This window comes from Streptomyces sp. yr375 (assembly GCF_900110755.1).
GTDB lineage: Bacteria > Actinomycetota > Actinomycetes > Streptomycetales > Streptomycetaceae > Streptomyces.
This window is the reverse complement of the sequence record NZ_FOFF01000013.1, coordinates 91,150-110,963: the sequence shown is the minus strand read 5'-3', so window position 1 is coordinate 110,963 and position 19,814 is coordinate 91,150. Positions and strand designations below refer to the sequence as shown.

Annotated in this window: 12 protein-coding genes and 1 pseudogene; 9 read left to right on the top strand and 4 right to left on the bottom strand. The window is 69.7% G+C overall.

All coding sequences use genetic code 11. The annotated features are described in order from the left end of the window. Positions 1-132: 132 nt before the first annotated feature. From acnA to BMZ82_RS16150, 3 genes are all read left to right on the top strand, one after another. On the top strand, positions 133-2,850 hold the full coding sequence (acnA, locus tag BMZ82_RS16160) for an aconitate hydratase AcnA (RefSeq protein ID WP_093776305.1): 2,718 nt from the start codon (positions 133-135) through the stop codon (positions 2,848-2,850). Positions 2,851-3,195: 345 nt separating this feature from the next. Further along, a complete protein-coding gene (locus BMZ82_RS16155; protein WP_093776213.1) occupies positions 3,196-4,704 on the top strand; it encodes a sensor histidine kinase in 1,509 nt (502 codons plus the stop codon). A 368-nt stretch (positions 4,705-5,072) separates the two neighbouring features. Beyond that, positions 5,073-6,137 carry a lytic polysaccharide monooxygenase auxiliary activity family 9 protein gene (locus tag BMZ82_RS16150; RefSeq protein WP_093776211.1) on the top strand — a complete coding sequence of 355 codons (1,065 nt, stop codon included), beginning with the start codon at positions 5,073-5,075 and terminating at the stop codon, positions 6,135-6,137. A gap of 267 nt (positions 6,138-6,404) precedes the next feature. On the opposite strand, the gene BMZ82_RS16145 is transcribed toward BMZ82_RS16150, so the two are convergent. Beyond that, entirely contained in the window at positions 6,405-7,397 is a 993-nt protein-coding gene (locus BMZ82_RS16145; RefSeq protein ID WP_093776209.1) for an acetylxylan esterase, read from the bottom strand. Positions 7,398-7,667: 270 nt separating this feature from the next. Between BMZ82_RS16145 and BMZ82_RS16140 the strand changes: the two genes are divergently transcribed. From BMZ82_RS16140 to BMZ82_RS16115, 6 genes are all read left to right on the top strand, one after another. Beyond that, on the top strand, positions 7,668-8,657 hold the full coding sequence (locus tag BMZ82_RS16140) for an ABC transporter permease (protein ID WP_093776207.1): 990 nt from the start codon (positions 7,668-7,670) through the stop codon (positions 8,655-8,657). Beyond that, entirely contained in the window at positions 8,654-9,568 is a 915-nt protein-coding gene (locus tag BMZ82_RS16135; RefSeq protein WP_371271229.1) for a carbohydrate ABC transporter permease, read from the top strand. Before BMZ82_RS16140 ends, BMZ82_RS16135 begins: the two co-directional genes overlap by 4 nt. A 39-nt stretch (positions 9,569-9,607) precedes the next feature. Continuing rightward, complete coding sequence (locus tag BMZ82_RS16130; protein WP_093776205.1) at positions 9,608-11,263, top strand: ABC transporter substrate-binding protein; 1,656 nt, start codon at positions 9,608-9,610, stop codon at positions 11,261-11,263. A gap of 71 nt (positions 11,264-11,334) precedes the next feature. Further along, complete coding sequence (locus BMZ82_RS16125; protein ID WP_093776203.1) at positions 11,335-12,843, top strand: GH39 family glycosyl hydrolase; 1,509 nt, start codon at positions 11,335-11,337, stop codon at positions 12,841-12,843. Positions 12,844-12,892: 49 nt separating this feature from the next. Further along, positions 12,893-13,579: a hypothetical protein gene (locus BMZ82_RS16120; RefSeq protein ID WP_093776201.1), complete on the top strand. Its 687-nt coding sequence runs from the start codon at positions 12,893-12,895 to the stop codon at positions 13,577-13,579. Then, complete coding sequence (locus BMZ82_RS16115) at positions 13,576-15,633, top strand: beta-galactosidase (protein ID WP_093776199.1); 2,058 nt, start codon at positions 13,576-13,578, stop codon at positions 15,631-15,633. The genes BMZ82_RS16120 and BMZ82_RS16115 overlap by 4 nt, the downstream gene beginning before the upstream one ends. On the opposite strand, the gene BMZ82_RS16110 is transcribed toward BMZ82_RS16115, so the two are convergent. The 3 genes and pseudogenes from BMZ82_RS16110 to BMZ82_RS16100 all read right to left on the bottom strand — a co-directional run bounded on the left by BMZ82_RS16110 (position 15,627) and on the right by BMZ82_RS16100 (position 19,500). Continuing rightward, the gene (locus BMZ82_RS16110) at positions 15,627-17,546 is read right to left on the bottom strand and encodes an alpha-glucuronidase (protein ID WP_256251936.1); all 1,920 of its coding nucleotides are present in this window, start codon (positions 17,544-17,546) and stop codon (positions 15,627-15,629) included. The genes BMZ82_RS16115 and BMZ82_RS16110 overlap by 7 nt on opposite strands. Positions 17,547-17,793: 247 nt before the next feature. Then, positions 17,794-18,375: an HD domain-containing protein gene (locus tag BMZ82_RS16105; protein WP_256251935.1), complete on the bottom strand. Its 582-nt coding sequence runs from the start codon at positions 18,373-18,375 to the stop codon at positions 17,794-17,796. Positions 18,376-18,388: 13 nt separating this feature from the next. Continuing rightward, a pseudogene (locus BMZ82_RS16100) lies at positions 18,389-19,500 on the bottom strand (helix-turn-helix domain-containing protein). Between the last annotated feature and the right edge of the window lie 314 nt (positions 19,501-19,814).

Here is a 19,814-nt window from a genome sequence, read left to right as displayed (position 1 = left end):
ATATCTGCCGAGGCGCACCGCAGCCGCCCGCCCTAGTAAGGGTGACCTAACTTAGCCTGACCTTAGCGGATCGGCCAAGCCCGTGTGACGGCAGGATGCGGTGGTACGCGCACATCAATGAAGGAGACTGTCGTGTCGGCGAACAGCTTCGACGCCCGTAGCACGCTCAGCGTGGGCGACGAGTCGTACGAGATCTTCCGGCTGGACAAGGTGGAAGGCTCGGCTCGCCTTCCGTACAGCCTGAAGGTGCTGCTGGAGAACCTGCTCCGTACCGAGGACGGCGCGAACATCACCGCCGACCACATCCGGGCCCTCGGTGGCTGGGACTCGCAGGCGCAGCCCAGCCAGGAGATCCAGTTCACGCCGGCCCGCGTGATCATGCAGGACTTCACCGGCGTGCCCTGTGTCGTCGACCTCGCCACCATGCGTGAGGCCGTCAAGGAGCTCGGCGGCGACGCGGCGAAGATCAACCCCCTCGCCCCCGCCGAGCTGGTCATCGACCACTCCGTCATCGCCGACAAGTTCGGCACGAACGAGGCCTTCGCGCAGAACGTCGAGCTGGAGTACGGCCGCAACCGCGAGCGCTACCAGTTCCTGCGCTGGGGCCAGACCGCGTTCGACGAGTTCAAGGTCGTCCCGCCGGGCACCGGCATCGTCCACCAGGTCAACATCGAGCACCTGGCCCGTACGGTCATGGTCCGCGGCGGCCAGGCGTACCCCGACACCCTCGTCGGCACCGACTCGCACACCACCATGGTCAACGGCCTCGGTGTGCTGGGCTGGGGCGTCGGCGGCATCGAGGCCGAGGCCGCGATGCTCGGCCAGCCGGTCTCGATGCTCATCCCGCGCGTCGTCGGCTTCAAGCTCACGGGCGAGCTGACCCCGGGCACCACCGCCACGGACCTCGTGCTGACCATCACCGAGATGCTCCGCAAGCACGGCGTCGTCGGCAAGTTCGTCGAGTTCTACGGTGAGGGCGTCGCCGCCACCTCCCTCGCGAACCGCGCCACCATCGGCAACATGTCGCCGGAGTTCGGCTCCACCGCCGCGATCTTCCCGATCGACGACGAGACGCTGAAGTACCTGCGCCTGACCGGCCGCGACGAGCAGCAGGTCGCGCTCGTCGAGGCGTACGCCAAGGAGCAGGGCCTCTGGCTCGACCCGGCCGCCGAGCCCGACTTCTCCGAGAAGCTGGAGCTCGACCTCTCGACGGTCGTCCCCTCCATCGCCGGCCCGAAGCGCCCGCAGGACCGCATCGTCCTCGCGAACGCCGCCGAGCAGTTCAAGCAGGACGTCCGCAACTACGTCGACGCCGCCGACGAGGCGGGCAAGGAGTCCTTCCCGGCCTCCGACGCCCCGGCCAACCACCCCAACGGCGCCCCGTCGAACCCGGTCACCGTGACCGCCCCCGACGGCTCGACGTACACGATCGACCACGGCGCGGTGACGGTCGCGGCCATCACCTCCTGCACCAACACCTCCAACCCGTACGTCATGGTCGCCGCCGCGCTCGTCGCGAAGAAGGCCGTGGAGAAGGGCCTGACCCGCAAGCCGTGGGTCAAGACCACCCTCGCGCCCGGCTCCAAGGTCGTCACCGACTACTTCGACAAGGCGGGGCTCACCCCCTACCTCGACAAGGTCGGCTTCAACCTCGTCGGCTACGGCTGCACCACCTGCATCGGCAACTCCGGCCCGCTGCCGGAGGAGGTCTCCAAGGCCGTCAACGACCATGACCTGGCCGTGACTTCGGTGCTCTCCGGCAACCGCAACTTCGAGGGCCGGATCAACCCCGACGTCAAGATGAACTACCTGGCCTCCCCGCCGCTGGTCGTCGCGTACGCCCTCGCGGGCTCCATGAAGGTGGACATCACGCGTGACGCGCTCGGTGTCGACCAGGACGGCAAGCCGGTCTTCCTGACCGACATCTGGCCGACCGAGGCCGAGGTCAACGACGTCGTGGCGAACGCCATCGGCGAGGACATGTTCAACAAGTCCTACGCCGACGTCTTCGCGGGCGACGCCCAGTGGCAGGCGCTGCCGATCCCGACCGGCAACACCTTCGAGTGGGACCCGCAGTCGACGTACGTCCGCAAGCCCCCGTACTTCGAGGGCATGACGATGGAGACCACCCCGGTCTCCGACATCACCGGCGCCCGAGTCCTCGCCAAGCTCGGCGACTCGGTCACCACCGACCACATCTCGCCCGCCGGCGCCATCAAGGCCGACACCCCGGCCGGCAAGTACCTCACCGAGCACGGTGTGGAGCGTCGTGACTTCAACTCCTACGGCTCGCGCCGAGGCAACCACGAGGTCATGATCCGCGGCACGTTCGCCAACATCCGCCTGCGCAACCAGATCGCGCCGGGCACCGAGGGCGGCTACACCCGCGACTTCACCGTCGACGGCGGCCCGGTCGCCTTCATCTACGACGCCTCGCGCAACTACATCGAGCAGGGCACCCCGCTGGTCATCCTGGCCGGCAAGGAGTACGGCTCCGGCTCGTCCCGCGACTGGGCGGCCAAGGGCACCGCGCTGCTCGGCGTCAAGGCCGTCGTCGCCGAGTCCTACGAGCGCATCCACCGCTCCAACCTCATCGGCATGGGCGTCATCCCGCTGCAGTACCCGGCGGGCCAGTCCGCCGAGTCCCTCGGCCTGACCGGCGAGGAGTCCTTCTCCATCGCCGGCATCACCGAGCTGAACGACGGCACCACCCCCGCCACGGTCAAGGTCACCACCGACACCGGTGTGGAGTTCGACGCGGTCGTCCGCATCGACACCCCCGGCGAGGCGGACTACTACCGCAACGGCGGCATCCTGCAGTACGTGCTGCGCAGCCTGATCGCCAAGTAAGCGGTCCGGCAGGCCAGTCGAGGGCCGCATCCCCGGTGACGGGGGTGCGGCCCTCCGCGTTTGCTTCCGCGCTGCCTTTCAGCGTGTGCAACTGCCCGTCCCGCTACGGCGGTTGGCGGATGTCCGGCATCCCGGGAAACACCGTCGTAGCCGGTTGGTCACCATTTCGCACGGCTGCGGCTCAGGCGCAGCACAGCATTCCCCCAGCCAACCGGGACAGGATCAGGACATGGCTGGCATCTCCGGTACCCGCAGCGGACGGGTCCGCGTTCCGATCGTCGACGACGAGCCCGTGCTCACGGTACGGGGGCTGCGGCACGCCTTCATGCCGATGGAGGGCCGGAGATGAGGGTCCGCACCCGGAGCGGCTCCCTGCGCACCCGGCTCCTGATCCTCATCGCCGCCGCCCTCGTCGCCGTGTGCGCCGTGATGGCCCTCACCGCCGTCCTCGCCCAGCGCGCCTACCTGCTGGGCAACCTGGACGACCGGGTCACCGACGCCGCGCGGCGCAGCCTCGCCGATGCCGCACTCCACCCGGACCTGCCGCGAGACCTGACCTTCCTCGACGAGAGCGGCCACCCGGCCGGCCTGCTCGCCGCCCGCCTCGACGCCGACGGCACCGTCCTCACGGCGGCGACGGTGCGCCAGGACGCCCCGCCGCAGAGTCTGACGACACGTCAAATGTCGTCCCTGGCAGGCATCGAGACCGGCGGCGGCCCGCACACGCGGACCGTCCCCGGCCTGGGCACCTACCGCGTCACCGTCCTCGACGCCGACGGCGTCCGCGTCCTCACCGGCCTCCCCATGGGCGACGTCCAGGACATGATCCGCGGTTTGGTGGCGGTGGAGGCCGCCGTCGCCGGGGCGGGTCTGACGGTCGCGGGCGGCGTCTGCGCGGTGGTCGTACGACGGCAGCTACGGCCCCTCGGCCGGGTCGCCGCCAAGGCCGTCGAGGTCTCGCAGACCCCGCTGTACCGCTACGAGGTGACCGACCTCCCCAGGCTTCCCGAACGGGACACCGACCCCGGCAGCGAGGCCGGCCAGGTCGGCGCGGCCCTCAACCGCATGATCGACCACGTCGAGTCCTCGCTCGCCGAACGCCGCCGCGGCGAGGAACGCATGCGCCGCTTCCTGGCCGACGCCAGCCACGAACTGCGCACCCCGCTCGCCTCCATCGCCGGTTACGCGGAACTCATGAACCGGGGCGCGGACCGCATCGAACCGGGCCTGGCCTGGCGCCGGGTCACGGCCGAGTCGGCGCGTATGACCGGGCTGGTTGAGGACCTGCTGCTGCTCGCCCGCCTGGACGAGGGCAGGCCGCTGCACTCCAGCGAAGTGGACCTGGCGGCACTGGTCGCCGAGGCGGTGTGGGACGCGCGGGCGGCGGGCAGCGGTCACGACTGGCAGCTCGAACTCGGCCTGGACGAGCTGCCGTTGGTCCTCGGCGACGAGGTCCGGCTGCGTCAGGTGGTCGCCAACCTGCTGGCCAACGCGCGCGTGCACACGCCGTCGGGCACGAGCGTCGTCGCCGTCGTGGAGGCGCGCCAGGGCAGGTGCGTGGTGCGCGTCCGGGACGACGGCCCCGGCATCCCGCCCGACCTGCTGCCGACGGTCTTCGAACGCTTCACCCGCGCCGACGCCTCCCGCGCCCGCGCCACCACGGGCGGCGGCGCCGGTCTGGGCCTCGCCGTCGTCGCCGCGATCACGGCGGCGCACGGTGGCCACATCGACGTACACAGTGAGCCGGGCCACACGGAGTTCACGGTGGAACTGCCCCTGACGGGGGAGCCGCAGCAGCCGGGGGAGCCGGTGGCGGACACGCTGACCTGGAGTCCCCGGGTGCCGGTGCGGTAACGCGGGGCGAGGCCCCGGCGGCACCGCACCACCACGGAAAGTCCGGCGTTCGAAGGAAGGCCGTACGCACCCCGTTTACAAGTGGGCCGTACGGCGCTACCTTCCGCCACAGGTGGAGTGGGAGCGCTCCCATAGACGTTCGTGCCCGGCGGACCGGAACCCGCCGGGCCCGACTCGGGGACGCTCCCGCTCCATGCACCCGTACCCATACCTGCACCCGTATTCGCACCCCCCACCCGCACCCCCACCCGCACCCCCCACTCATACGCCCCACCCGCACATCCCCCCCCCGCACCTCCACCCGCAGTGCACCCCATGCACGCACGGTCCGTACCTGGAAGGCGGACTCATCTGTCATGCGAACTGTCATGATCACGCCAGATTCACCCTCGAGGTTACGTACTCGAGCCCTGTTCCTCGTCCTCATGGCCCTGTTGGCCACGGTCCCGGCCCTCGGTCTGATCGTCTCGACCGGCGGCAAGGCCGAGGCGCACGGCACGCCCATGAAGCCCGGCAGCCGTACGTTCCTGTGCTGGCAGGACGGGCTGACCGACACCGGTGAGATCAAGCCGGTCAACCCGGCCTGCAAGAACGCGCAACAGGTGAGCGGCACCACGCCGTTCTACAACTGGTTCTCGGTGCTGCGCTCCGACGGCGCCGGCCGCACCCGCGGGTTCGTGCCGGACGGCCAGCTGTGCAGCGGCGGCAACGCCAACTTCACCGGCTTCAACGCGCCCCGCAACGACTGGCCGCTCACCCACCTCACCTCGGGTGCGACCGTCGACTTCTCCTACAACGCCTGGGCGGCGCACCCGGGTTGGTTCTACGTCTACGTCACCAAGGACGGCTTCGACCCGACCAAGACCCTCACCTGGGACGACATCGAGGCGCAGCCCTTCCTCTCCGTCGACCACCCGCCGCTCAACGGCAGCCCGGGCACGGTCGAGGCCAACTACTCCTGGACCGGCAAGCTTCCGGCCAACAAGTCCGGGCGGCACATCATCTACATGGTCTGGCAGCGCTCGGACAGTGCCGAGACCTTCTACTCCTGCTCCGACGTCGTCTTCGACGGCGGAAACGGCGAGGTGACCGGCATCCACGAGCCGGGCAACCCCAGCGAGCCCGTCCCTGGTACCTGCACCGCGACCCGCCGGACCACCAACACCTGGAACGGCGGCTACCAGTCCGAGGTGACCGTCACCAACTCGGGTGATGTCCCGATGCTCGGCTGGATGGTCGACTGGTCGCTGCCCGCCGGGCAGTCGGTGGCCAGCCTGTGGAGCGGCAACGCCACCTACAACGGGCAGGCGGTGATGGTCCACAACTCCGACTGGAACGGCTCGTTGAGTCCAGGTCAGAGTACGACGTTCGGTTACGTCGTCTCCGGCTCGGGCGGTGACAGCGCCACGAGCCTGCCCTGTCAGGTCGGTTGAGCAACACCCGCTCTGGGCGGACCCGGTGGGCGGCGAGCCGCCCACCGGGTCCGCGAGCCGGGCCTGCCCCAAGGGGGGAGTGGGGCGGTCCGGAGTGTCTCCGCCCGGACGGTGCGACGGGTCGGGGATCGAGGATCGGGGTTTGCGTGAGGCGACAACGTCGTTCCTGTGTCGCGGCCATGACTCTACCGGGTCAACAGATGTAGTGGCCAACTGAGTTGGCGGCACGTCAACCGAACAAGCCACGCCGGGCGTACGACACGGCGGTCAGTCGGCCAACCGCTCCGCCAGCCACCCGAGTTGGCGTCGTACCTGTTCGGCCTCGCCCCCCTCGTGTCCGTTGAACGGATACGGGTGGATCTCGTTTTGTGGATCCGGGCCGCCGGTCAGCTCCCCGTACCGGTTGAAGGCGGCGTACACCCCGCTCGGCGGGCAGACCGTGTCGCGCAGACCCGTGCCGAAGTGGGCCGGGGCGTGGGCGCGGCGGGCGAAGGAGACGCCTTCCACGTAGGACAGCGTGCGGTAGGCGGCCTCCGCCGCGCCTCGGTGCACGGAGAGGTAGGCGGCGATCTCGCCGTAGGGACCCGCGTCGGTGAGGTCCAGGGCCCGTCGGACACCGCACAGCAGCGGGGCCGTGACGAGGACGGCGGCCAGGTCGGGGACCAGGCCCGCGACGGCGAGGGCGAGCGCGCCGCCCTGGCTGTTCCCGACGGCGACCGTGCGGGCGGGGTCCACGCCCGGCAGCGCCCGGACCGCCGCCACCGCGCGCACCGCGTCCGTCATCAGGCGGCGGTAGTGGTAGTCCCGTGCGGCGAGGAGGCCGCGGACGGCCGGCCCGGGACCGCCGGGCGCGCCGGCGTGCGGGTCGGGTGTGTCGCCCCCGTTGCCGTACTGGTCGCCCTGGCCCCGGTTGTCCATCAGCAGATGGGCATAGCCGGCGTTCACCCAGGTCAGACGCTCGTGGGGGAGGCCGCGGCCACGACCGTAACCGGCGTACTCGACGACGGCGGGAAGCGGTTCCCGCGCGTCGGACGGGAGGCTGAACCAGGCCCGTACCGGATCGCCGGCGAAGCCCCGGAACGTGACGTCCCAGGTCCGCGTCAGGCGGAGACCGGTGTCGACGGGGTGCGCCGACACCAGCACGTCCCGCTGCTCGGCCTCCTTCAGGGTGTCGCTCCAGAACGCGTCGAAGTCGGCGGGCTCGGCGGGCTCGGGCCGGTGGCGTTCCAGCTCCGGCAGCGGCAGGTCGAACGCGGGCACGGGGGCACCTCACAGACGTCGTGGGCGAACGATCGTTGCGTAGGGCGTACAGAAATTTGCGGAGGACGGTAACACTCAACTCCCCGGTTCTACCCCGCCCGTGAGGAATTCCAACGCCGTACGACGTCCCACCAGCCCGCCGTGCAGCACCCATTGACAGCGGTTTCCGAAAGCCCTTACGTTGCCGCAGAGTTACCGGTAAGGGCACGAAAGTTTCGAGATCACGCGCTGCGCGTCGAGCGTTTCGAAGAGCGCCCGGGAGGCCCGACCATGAGCACCTCCACCACATCGGCCCCACCCCCAGGGACCCAGGACCCGCCGCCGAAGACCCGGCACGGTCCCGCGCGTCCGGCCGCGCGCCGCGGCTGGCGGCGATCCCTGCGCCGCGACTGGCAGTTGTACTCGCTGGCCGTGCTGCCGCTGCTGTTCTTCCTGGTCTTCCGCTACCTGCCGATGATCGGCAACGTGATCGCCTTCCGGCGCTTCGAGCCGGGCGGTTCGATCCTGGGGGAGCAGTGGGTGGGGCTGCGCTATGTGCGGATGTTCCTGACCGACCCGACGTTCTGGCAGGTCTTCCGCAACACGCTGTGGCTCGGCGGGCTGACGCTGCTGTTCTGCTTCCCCCTCCCGATCGTCCTGGCGCTGCTGCTCAACGAGGTGCGCAGGCGCTCGCTGAAACGGTTCGTCCAGTCGGTCTCGTATCTTCCGCACTTCCTGTCGATCGTGATCGTCGCGGGCATCACCCTTCAGATGCTGGGCACGGACGGCCCGGTCAACCATGTCCTGGTCGGGCTCGGCCACGATCCGATCCGGTTCATCCAGGAACCCGGCTGGTTCCGCACGATCTATGTCGGCTCGGAGATCTGGCAGACCGCAGGCTGGGGCACGATCCTCTACCTCGCCGCGCTCACCACGATCGACGAGGACCTGTACGAGGCCGCCCGCATCGACGGCGCGAGCCGCTGGCGGCAGATCTGGCACGTCACGCTGCCCGGCATCCGGCCCACCATGATCACGCTGCTGATCCTCAACATCGGCACGTTCATGGCGGTCGGCTTCGAGAAGGTGCTGCTGCTGTACAACCCGCTGACGTATCCGACGGCCGACGTGGTCTCCACCTACCTCTACCGGGCCGGTGTGGAGTCCAACAGCTTCAGCTACGCCGCCGCGATCGGCCTGTTCGAGGCGGTCATCGGCCTGGTGCTGATCACCGGCGCGAACCAGTTGTCGCGCCGCACGGTGGGGACGAGCGTGTGGTGAGCCTCCTGACCCCGCGCGCACCGCGTCCGCGCACCTCCGTGAACCAGCCGACGCGCGGTTACCGCGTCTTCCAGGGCGTCAACGGCGTGCTCCTCACCCTGGTCGTGCTGGTGACCCTCTACCCCTTCGTCAACATCGTCGCCCGGTCCTTCAGCGGCGAACGGCAGATCCGCGCCGGTGAAGTGAACCTGTGGCCCAAGGGGTTCAACCTCACCACCTACGAAATCGTCTTCCAGGACTCGATGTTCTGGCGGAACTACGGCAACACCGTGTTCTACACGGTCGTATCCACCGTCGTCGCCATGGTTCTGACGACCTGTTACGCCTACGTCCTGTCGAAGAGGAACCTCAGGGGCCGTGGGGTCCTCGTCGGCGTCGCCGTGTTCACCATGTTCTTCACCGGCGGGCTGATCCCCAACTACGTCCTGGTCACCAGCCTCGGCCTGAAGAACTCCGTGTGGGCGATCGCGCTGCCGAACGCGATCAGCGTCTTCAACCTGCTGGTGATGAAGGCCTTCTTCGAGAGCCTGCCGACCGAGCTGGAGGAGGCCGCCGAGATCGACGGGCTGAGCACCTACGGCATCCTGCTCAGGATCGTGCTGCCGCTGTCCAAGGCCGTCATCGCGACGATGGTGCTCTTCTACTCGGTGTCGTTCTGGAACTCCTGGTTCTCGGCGTACCTGTACATGGACCGGACGGAGCTCATGCCCGCCACCGTCTATCTGCGCAACCTCATCTCGGGTGCCACCTCGGGCGCCAACTCCGGCGCCGAAACGGACCAGCTCAGTCAGGTCGGGGCGAACATCCAGGCGGTCACGATCGTCCTGACGTCGCTGCCCATTCTCTGCGTGTACCCGTTCGTCCAGCGCTTCTTCGTCTCGGGCGTGATGCTCGGCGCGGTCAAGGGCTGAGAGCCGTAGCCGTACCTCTGACCGAACAAGGGAGTATCCGTGAAGAACGCAGGTCACCTGTCGCGCCGACAACTCCTCGCCGCCGCAGGCTTCGTGGGCCTCGCCACCCTCACCGGCTGCGGCAGCGGCGAGGACGGCGGGGACTCGAAGGACCTCTCCAAGAAGCAGAACGGCGCGATGCAGGAGTACCGGGCGGGCCAGCAGTTCAAGGCGTCGAAGCCGCTCTCCTTCTCGATGCTGCACAACAACAACCCGAACTATCCGACGAAGGACAGTTGGCTGTTCTGGAAGGAACTCACCCGGCGCACCGGCATCACCCTGAAGCCGGTGGACGTCCCGCTCAGTGACTACGAGAAGAAGCGCAGCGTCCTCATCGGCGCGGGCGACGCCCCGTTCCTGATCCCCAAGACGTACCACCCCTCCGAGGTCGCCTTCGTGTCGTCGGGCGCGATCCTGCCCGTCAGTGAGTACGTGCACCTGATGCCCAACTTCCAGGACAAGGTCAGAAGATGGAAGCTGGAACCGGAGCTCGACTCCATCCGGCAGTCCGACGGCAAGTACTACCTCCTCCCCGGCCTGCACGAGAAGATCAAGTCCAGCTACTCGCTGTCCCTGCGCACCGACGTCCTCGACAAGCTCGGGCTGAGCCTGCCCACCACCTGGGACCAGGTGTACGACGTCCTCAAGGAGATCAAGGCCGAGTACCCGGACCGCTACCCCTTCACGGACCGCTGGAGCACCAACACTCCTTTCCCCGCAGCCGCGTTGCTCAGCTACCTCGGCCAGGCGTACGGCGTGCGGGCCGGCTGGACCTACGACAACATCAGCTTCGACTCCAAGGCGGGGGAGTTCGTCTTCACCGGCGCCACGGACGCCTACCGCCAGATGGTCGAGTTCCTGAGAAAGCTGGTCGCCGAGAAGCTCATGGACCCGGAGAGCTTCACCCAGACCGATGACGAGGCGGTGCAGAAACTCCTGGGCGAGAAGTCCTTCGTCATCAGCGCCAATCCGCAGGAGCTGGTCCAGAACTACCGCTACAACCTTGCCAAACAGGTCAAGGGAGCGAAGATCGAGATGGTGCCGGTGCCGCTCGGTCCGGCCGGCCCGGTGGTGCTGGGCGGCGCCCGGCTGGAGAACGGCGTCATGATCTCCACCAAGGCCCTGAAGAGCGACTCCTTCGTCGCGATGATGCAGTTCGTGGACTGGCTGTGGTACTCGGACGAGGGCCAGCGGTTCTCCAAGTGGGGTGTCCAGGGCGTCACTTACACGTACACCGGCGGCCAGTACAAACTGGAACCCGGCATCTCCCTCATGGGGGCGAACCCGGACGCCCCGAAGGACCTCCAGAAGGACTACGGCTTCTTCAACGGCGTCTTCACCTACGGCGGCAGTTGGGCGCTGGTCTCCTCCTCCTTCGGCCCGGACGAGAAGAAGTTCCAGGACGCCATGGCGCAGCGCGAGCAACTGCCCATCGGCCCGGCCCACCCGTTGCAGTCCATCGAGCAGGAACAGGCCTCGCTCTGGGACACCCCGCTGCGCGACCACGTCACGCAGAGCATGCTCAAGTTCGTCCTCGGCAAGCGTCCACTGTCCGAATGGGGCGACTACGTCGGCGAGTTGAAGGCCAAGAACATGGATCAGCTCGTCGGCCTGCACAACAAGGCCCGCGAACGCTTCAAGAAGGAGAACGGGTGAGAGGGGAGAGGGCGAGAGAGGAGAAGGCGAGAGAGGAGAAGGCGAGTGGGGAAAGGGCGAGTGGGGAGAGGGTGATCAGCGTGCCCGCCGAGCAGACCGGCCGCCTCTCCGACGCCTGGCGTCACTGCGTCGGCACCGGCCGCATCGAACTCGCTCTGCGCCGCGACTACCAGGACTCCCTGGCCCTGCTCCAGCGCGACATCGGCTTCCGCTACATCCGAGGCCACGGCCTGCTCAGCGACGGCATGGGCGTGTACCGCCCGTACGACCACGAGGGCACTCGGCACCGCCACCACTCCTTCACCTACGTCGACCAGGTCGTCGACGCCTACCTCGCCGCCGGCCTCCGCCCGTTCCTTGAACTCGGTTTCATGCCCGAGGAGTTGGCGTCGGGCAAGCAGACGGTCTTCTGGTGGCGCGGCAATGTCACCCCGCCCCGCTCGCACCGCGAGTGGGCCGACCTGGTCCGCGCCACCCTCGCCCACCTCGTCGACCGCTACGGCCTCGACGAGGTCCGCACCTGGCCGATCGAGGTGTGGAACGAGCCCAACCTGCCCGACTTCTGGCAGGACGCCGACGAACAGGCCTACCACCGGCTGTACGAGGTCACCGCGCACGCCGTGAAGGAGGTGGACGCCGGGCTCCAGGTCGGCGGCCCGGCGATCTCCCCGGGCGCCGACGACTGGCTGGACCGGTTCGCCGAGTTCGCCGAACACCGGGACGTGCCCGTCGACTTCGTGTCGAAGCACGCCTACACCTCCGGCCCCGCGCAGCACGTGCCGTTCGGCGTCCACCAGACGCTGGCCCCGGCCGCCGCCCTGCTCGACCAGTTCGTCACCCCGCGCGACCGCCTCAAGGGCACCCGGCTGGCCGAACTCCCCGTCCACATCACGGAGTTCAACTCCTCCTACCGTCCCGACAACCCGATCCACGACACCGCCTTCCACGCGGCCTATCTGGCCCCGGTCCTCGCGCACGGCGGCGACCACGTCGACTCCTTCTCGTACTGGACGTTCAGCGACATGTTCGAGGAGACCGGTGTTCCCACGGCCCTCTTCCACGGCGGGTTCGGGCTGCTCACTCACCGGCAGGTCAGGAAACCGACGTACCACCTGTACGCGTTCATGGCCCGGATGGGCCCCGACCTGCTGGCACGCGGCGGCGACCACCTCGTGACCCGGCACGCCGACGGCCGGGTCACCGTGCTGGCCTGGGCCCCCGTCGACCCGACCGGCGACACCCCCGGCCCCGACCGGCACGAGCTGCGGCTGTCCCTGCCGGTCGCGGCCCGGGAGGTCTTCGTCCGCCGGTCCACCGTCGACGAGGAGCACGGCAACGCCTACGCGGCCTGGCGGCACATGGGCAGCCCGCGCTCGCCGAGCCCCGGGCAACTGGACGTCCTGCACGAGGCCGCCGAGCCCGCCCGCAGCCACCGCCGACTGCCCGCGCCCGAGGGCCGCACCGACCTCCAACTCACCCTGGCCCGCCACGAGATCACCCTCGTCGAGCTGACCCCGGTCACCGACGAGACCCCACCCTGGTGGGACGAACGACGGCTGCTCGGCGGTACGGCGTCATGACCCCGGCATCCGCCCCGAGACCGCCCGCTCCTCCGCCAGGGGCGGCCTCATGAGCACCGCGCAGCACACCGTGGGCTTCGGCACCGGCCCCCTGTCCCGCGCCGCCGCCCTCCTGCACACCCTCCTCACCGTCGAGGCCCTGCTCCTCGCGACGGCCGCCCCGGGCCTCGCCGGCCTGCTCTTCCTGGGCCCCGACCCGGCCAACCTGCCGCTCGCCGCCGGCTGCCTGCTGCCGCTCGGCCCGGCCGCCTCCGCCGCGCTGTACGCCCTCCACCACCGCAGCCGCGACCTCACCGACCTGCACCCGGCCCGCGCGTACCTATGCGGCTGGCGGCTCAACACCCTTTCTGCGCTGCGACTTTGGGCACCCCTGCTGGCCTGGCTGACCGTGATCGCGTTCACCCTCACCCACTTCGCCGCCACCGGACTGCCCGGCTGGTGGGCGGTGCTCCTCGGGGCCATCGGCGTGGCGTCCCTCCTCTGGGGCGCCCACGCCCTCGTCCTCACGTCGCTGTTCACGTTCCGCGCCCGTGACACCGCCCGCCTCGCCGCGTACTTCCTGCTCCGGCAGGGACGCGCCACCCTCGCCGCGGCCTCGCTGCTCGTCCTGGCCGCCGGTCTGACCGCCCTGCTCACGGAGGCCCTGCCCGCGCTGCTGGCCGCACCTCTGCTGCTCTCCCTGCTGCGGTCGAGCCGCCCGGTGATCGCCGAGACCCAGGAGGACTTCACCGCATGACCGCCCCCGGCCCCGCCCCCGGAAACGGCAAACATGGCCGCCTCCCGCGCACCGGCAAGATCCCGTACGGCGGCGACTACAACCCCGAGCAGTGGCCGCGGCCCGTCTGGGACGACGACCACCGCCTGTTCACGCAGGCCGGCATCGACACCCTCACCGTCGGCGTCTTCACCTGGTCGGTGACCCAACCCGCCGAGGACGTCTACGACTTCACGATTCTCGACGCCGTACTCGACCGCGCCGCCGCCGAGGGCCGACAGGTCTGCCTCGCCACCGCGACGGCCGCACTCCCGCCCTGGCTCGCGAAGAAGTACCCCGAGGTCAACCGCACCGACTTCGAGGGCCGCCGACACCGATACGGCCAACGGCACAACTTCTGCCCCAGCGCGCCCGCGTACCGCCGACTGGCCACGGCCTTGGCCGGCCGCCTCGCCGAACGGTACGCGGCGCACCCGGCGTTGCTCGCGTGGCACATCAACAACGAGTACGGCGGCGCGTGTTACTGCGACCTGTGCGCCGACACCTTCCGTGACTGGCTGCGCGAACGGCACGGCACCCTCGACGCCCTCAACGACGCCTGGTGGACGACCTTCTGGTCGCACCGCTACACCGACTGGGCCGAGATCGAGCCGCCCAGCGCCCTCACCGAGCACTGGCGCGGCCCCGACCACACCGCGTTCCAGGGCATCACCCTCGACTACCAGCGCTTCATGACCGACGCCCTGCTCGGCTGCTTCACCGCGGAGAAGGCGGTCATCCGCGTCCACGACCCGGACACGCCCGTCACCACCAACCTGATGGGCGCCTACCGCCCGCTCGACTACCACCGCTGGGCACCCCACCTCGACTTCGCCTCCTGGGACAACTACCCGCCCCTCGACGCCCCGCCCACTCGTCCGGCCCTCGGCCACGACCTGATGCGCGGCCTCAAGGACGGGGCACCCTTCTGGCTGATGGAGCAGACCCCGTCCACCACCGCCTGCCGCGACGTCAACCCGCTGCGCCGCCCCGGCGAACTCCGCCTCGCCACCTGGCAGGCCATCGCCCACGGCGCGGACGCCGCCCTCTACTTCCAACTGCGCGCCTCACGCGGTGCCTGCGAGAAGTACCACGGCGCGGTCATCGGCCACGCGGGCCGCCCCGACACCCGAGTCTTCGCCGAAGTCGCCGCCCTGGGGCAGGAGTTGACGGAGTTCGGGGCGCTCGCCCTCGGTGCCAGGACCCCGGCCCGGACCGCGCTCCTCTTCGACTGGGACAGTTGGTGGGCCCTGGAGATCTCCGACGGCCCCTCCCGATCGGTCCGCTACACCGACGTCGTACACGCCTACTACCGGGCCGCCCGCGAGGCCGGCGCCGACGTGGACGTCGTGGCGGTGACCGCCGACCTCGCACCGTACGACGTGGTCCTCGCGCCGGTGCTGCACCTCGTCAAAGGCGATCTGGCCGAGCGTCTGGAGTCCGTGGCCCGGCGCGGCGGCACCGTCCTCGCGACCTTCCTCACAGCCCGCTCGGACGAACACGACCGCGCCTTCCTCACCGACGTCCCCGGCCCGCTGGCCCCCCTCATGGGCATCCGTGTAGACGAGTGGGACGCTCGCCCGGAGGACGTCGAACAGCTCATCAAACTGGGGGAGTTCACGACCCGGTCCCGACTGGTCTTCGAGATCGTCCAGTTGCGCGGCGCCGAAGCGGTCGCCACCTACGGCGCCGACTTCTACGCGGGCGCCCCGGCCGTGACCCGCCACAACTTCGGTGCGGGACAGGCCTGGTACGTGGCGACCGCCCTCGACCAGCCCGGCGTCGACCACGTCGTCCGCCGCGTCCTCGCCCGCCACGACCTGATCGGCCCGTACGCCGACCACCGCACTGTAGAGACCACCACCCGAGTCGCCCCTACCGGAACCCGGCTCCTCTTCCTCCTCAACCACGCAACGACACCAGCCCACTTGACGGCCCACGCACCCGCCACCGACCTTCTCACCGGCAAACGGCTCGACCAGGGCGAAGCCCTCACCCTGGACCCGCTGGGCGTAGCGGTCCTGCGGCTTCAGTGAATGGTGCGTCCCCGCTCGTCGGGGATGCCGGACTTCCGCAGGAAGTAACTGTTCACCTGGTCCCGCCACTCCCGCGCGCAGCGCACCTGTTCCTCGAACCGTTCCGCCACGCGCGCGTGCCGCGCCGGTGCCACGAGGTCCGCGAGGCCCGCCCACACCCGGCGGGCCTCCTCGGCCTCCTCGACGCCTTCGAAACGCGTGTCGTAGATGTGCTGGACGACCGTCTGCCCGCTCTTCAGCACATGCCCGTACGGCACATGGTGGAAGAACAGCAGCAACTCGTCGGGGCAGGAGGCGACCGACTCGTACAACTCGGCCCACGGCTTGGCGTACTGGGCCGTATACCCCGTGCCGGTCGCCGCACTGCGGTCGACGCCGATCCCGTCCCGGTCCGCGAAGTGGTACGTCCCCCAGGGGCTGTACTCGTAGCCGTCGACACCGGGCCCGTAGTGGTGCCCCGGCTGCACCATGAAACCGACGCCCAGCGGCGCGGTGTACTTCTCGTACGTCCGCCAGGAACCGTGCAGCACCGCGCGCAGCCCGGCGGCCAGTCGCTCGGAGGCGTCCGGGAAGGTGAGCGCGATCCACTCGTCCAGGATGTGGTGCGGGTCGGCGTCCGGTCGCCACGCGAGCCGGCCGAAGGTGTACAGGTTCGCCTGGGCCAGCGGATGCCCGGTCCAGAACGGGTCGTCACCCACGTTGGACACGGCCACGAACCCGCCCCGAGCCAACTCCCCTACGCTCGGACCCTGTTCCCCGTTCGGCCGGAAGCGCAGCACCTCGCTCCACATCGGCCCCAGCCAACACACGTGCCGTTGCTGCCCGGTGTACTCCTGCGTGGCCTGTACCTCCACGGCGAACCGGGTGTGCGGCAGCGCGCCGAGCACCGGTGAGACCGGCTCGCGCACCTGGAAGTCCATCGGCCCGTGCTTGACCTGGAGCACGGCGTTGTCGGCGAACTCTCCGTCCAGCGGGGCGAAATGGTCGTACGCGGCCCGAGCGCGGTCCGTCGAGCGGTCCCGCCAGTCCTGGCGGTGGTCGTACACGAACGCCCGCCAGTGGACCGTGCCGCCGACCGGTGCGAGCGCCGCGGCCAGCATGTTCGCGCCGTCCGCGTGCGTGCGGCCGTAGGTGAACGGGCCCGGCTGGCCCTCCGAGTCGGCCTTCACCACGAACCCGCCGAAGTCCGGGATCGCCGCGTACACCCCGCGCACGGCCTCCGCCCACCAGGCCCGCACCGCCTCGTCGAGCGGGTCCGCCGTGGCCAGCCCGCCGAGCACGACCGGCGCGGCGAAGGTCACCGACAGATGCGTCCGCACCCCGTACGGCCGCAACGCGTTCGCGATGTGCGCCACTTCGCCGATCCGGTCGGTCAGCAGCCGCGCCTCGGCCTCGTGCACGTTGACGTTGTTGACGGAGACGGCGTTGACCCCGCAGGCCGCCAGCAGCCTGCCGTACGCCCGCACCCGCGCGAAGTCCCCGCGTGCGCGCCCGTACCGCCAGAACAGCGAACCGCCCGCGTACCCGCGCTCCACCTGGCCCATGACCGGGTGCACGTCGACGTTGTCCCAGTGGTCGAGCATCCGCAGCGCCGTCGCCGGACGGTGCACCTCGCGCGCACGGTCACCCCGAAAGGCACCCTCCCCGAGCCGCACGACATGGAACAGCCCGTACAACAGGCCGTGTTGACCGGATGCCACGACGGTCGTGGTACCGCTGTCCCGAGCCAACGCGAACCCTTCCGCGCCGAGCTCAAGCCCGAGTTCGTCGCCGTCCACCAGCTCGAACAGCAGGTCGCACGGCCCGTCCCGCACGACCTCCCCGCCGAACCGCTCACAGGCACCGACCACTTCGGCGCACACGGTCTCGACCAGGGGACCGGCACCCCGGATCAGGGTCCGCCGGGTTCCCAACGGCCGGAAGGCCTCCGGGGGCAACCACGCGGGATCTGGTCGGTCTGCTCTGTCTGGTCGGTTCAAGAGAACAACTCCACTTCGAACAACCGGACTTGACCATCGAACACCAGGCGGTACCTCTCGTACGTACCCGTCGACCGCACGGTGAACGCACGCGTCTGCCGGTCCCAGGCGAAGGTCTGCCCGGAGCGGTGGTCGGTGCGGGGCGTCGGTGTCCTGGCGTCCTCGGTGATCGAGACCGGCCCTAGCTCGACTTCTCGCCCAGGACGGCGCGCAGCCAGTCGAGCGGGTCCATGCTGAGGAGCTGGTCCGCGAGATCGTTCGCCGTCTTGGTCACAAGGCGGCTGCGGCTGTTGTCGATCCACCGCTGGGCCAGCTCGTACCCCTGCGCCTTGTACTCGATGCCCTGCAGCATGCATTCCAGCTTGTCCGCGTCGCGGGCGCAGACGGCCTCAGCCGACTCGCGGTCCTCGTACTCGCCGATCAACTCGCGGATCGTGGAGGCGAGGACCTCGGGCATGCCCGCCGTCTGGTCGGCGGTCACGGCCTGTGGGTCGGCCTCGCCGCCCAGGTACTTCTTACCGAGGTGGTTGACGTCCCCGGTCCTCGTCTCCTGGGAGTCGTGCCAGACCGAGAGGAACGCAGCGCGGGCCGGATCCGCGCCCTCCAGCTTCGCGATGATCGAAGCGATCAGCGACGTCCGCCAAGCGTGCTCGGCCACGCTCTCCGGATCCCGCACCCCGGCCATCCACCAGCCCGTACGCCTGGACTGTTTGAGCGTCCCCGCCTCGTACAAGAACCGTGCCACCTGGTCCAGCTCAGTCACCGTCGGACTCCTCTCACGCCTCGGCGAGGCGGACTGCATATTCGACGCTCTCCAGCTCACGGCGCGCGCGAGGAGAGAGCTCCGAGCTATCCAACATCATGGGCAGCCGCGCGCGAAGGGCGCGGCTGGCTGCCCCCGACCGGAGAAGGTTCGGGCGGACGGCGAGGAGAGACCACAGCGAATGGATGTTGAGGTCGACGTAACCGTGCGCTGTCGAAAGCCCGTGGGCGAGGTGCGTGAGCAGCCTGTCACCGGGCCAGGGGCCTGGGTGGGGAGAGGCGATGAAGTCGTCCGAGAGCTCCAGTTGCCCCATCTCGCCGATCCAGTAGGCCCAGTAGCTGAGGTTGGCGGCCTTGCCCCGGTCGTCACCGAGGGCGGTGTCGATGAAGTGGCCCATGCGGTCGCGGTCGCCGTGGCGTGCAGCCACGGCCGCGACGGAGCGGGCATTGAGCCGGTCGATGAGCCAGCCACTCGGCCGCTCCGTGGCCTGCTGGTGGGCAAGCCCGTCCGCGGTATCGTCCTGGTCGTCGTAGCCGGACAGGTAGAGCGCCTGGCGCCGTAACAGGAACTGGCGATCGCCGCGGGCCTGTTCGGCGGTCTGACGCATCCGCGCGAAGAACAGCTTGCGTTCGACGGCCGACAGCTCAGGCGTCGAGGGAGCGGGCCCGCGTCGCGGCCGCGCCGCCGCCGGCAGGTCGCGCACCGGCTGCGGCGGCACGCCGTTGAGCGGCCAGGCGAGGACCCCCACCAGATCGCGTTGCATGACCCGTGCCCCCAGCGGGCTGTCCTCGATGGGGCCTCGTCGTCGAGTGCGCTGGACAGCAGTACGTCTGCCTCTATCGCTCGCTCAAGGGCCTGGAGCAACGCAGGTGAGGTACCCATCTGCATGAACTGATGGCGGTAGACGAGCATCTGGCCGACGGAGACCGCGGTGAGCGGCCGGCGCCCGGACTCCCACCCCGCGATGCTGTCGGCCGAGACGCGTAGCTGCTCGGCCATCGTGTCCTGGGTGTGGCCCAGTTGCTCGCGCATCACCCGGAAGACGTAGCCGGAGATGACCCCGACTCGGGGCTTTGAAGGCGAACCCTGACTGCCGGTCAGGGTTGGTCCTGGACTCGACGGCATGCAACCACCATTCCCCGTGCGGTACGCCGTGCCTACCTGTACGGGCGGTCACTTCAACGCGTGAGCGCCACTTTCTACTGTCCAGGTAGTCACCCGAAAACAGAGCGTATAGGGACGGTGCAGTCGTGGATGTCGATATGCCGGTGAGTGCCCAGCCAGAGCAGGAACCCCCCGCCAGAACCCGTGCGCTGGGCCCCGTCGACGGCGGCCCCGGCGTGCTCGTACGCTCTGCTGTCGACCGCCGCGTGGCAGTCGGGCAGTGGCTGCTGTCCGGTCTCCCGGGGCCTGATCGGGATCGGGCCCGGGTCGATTGG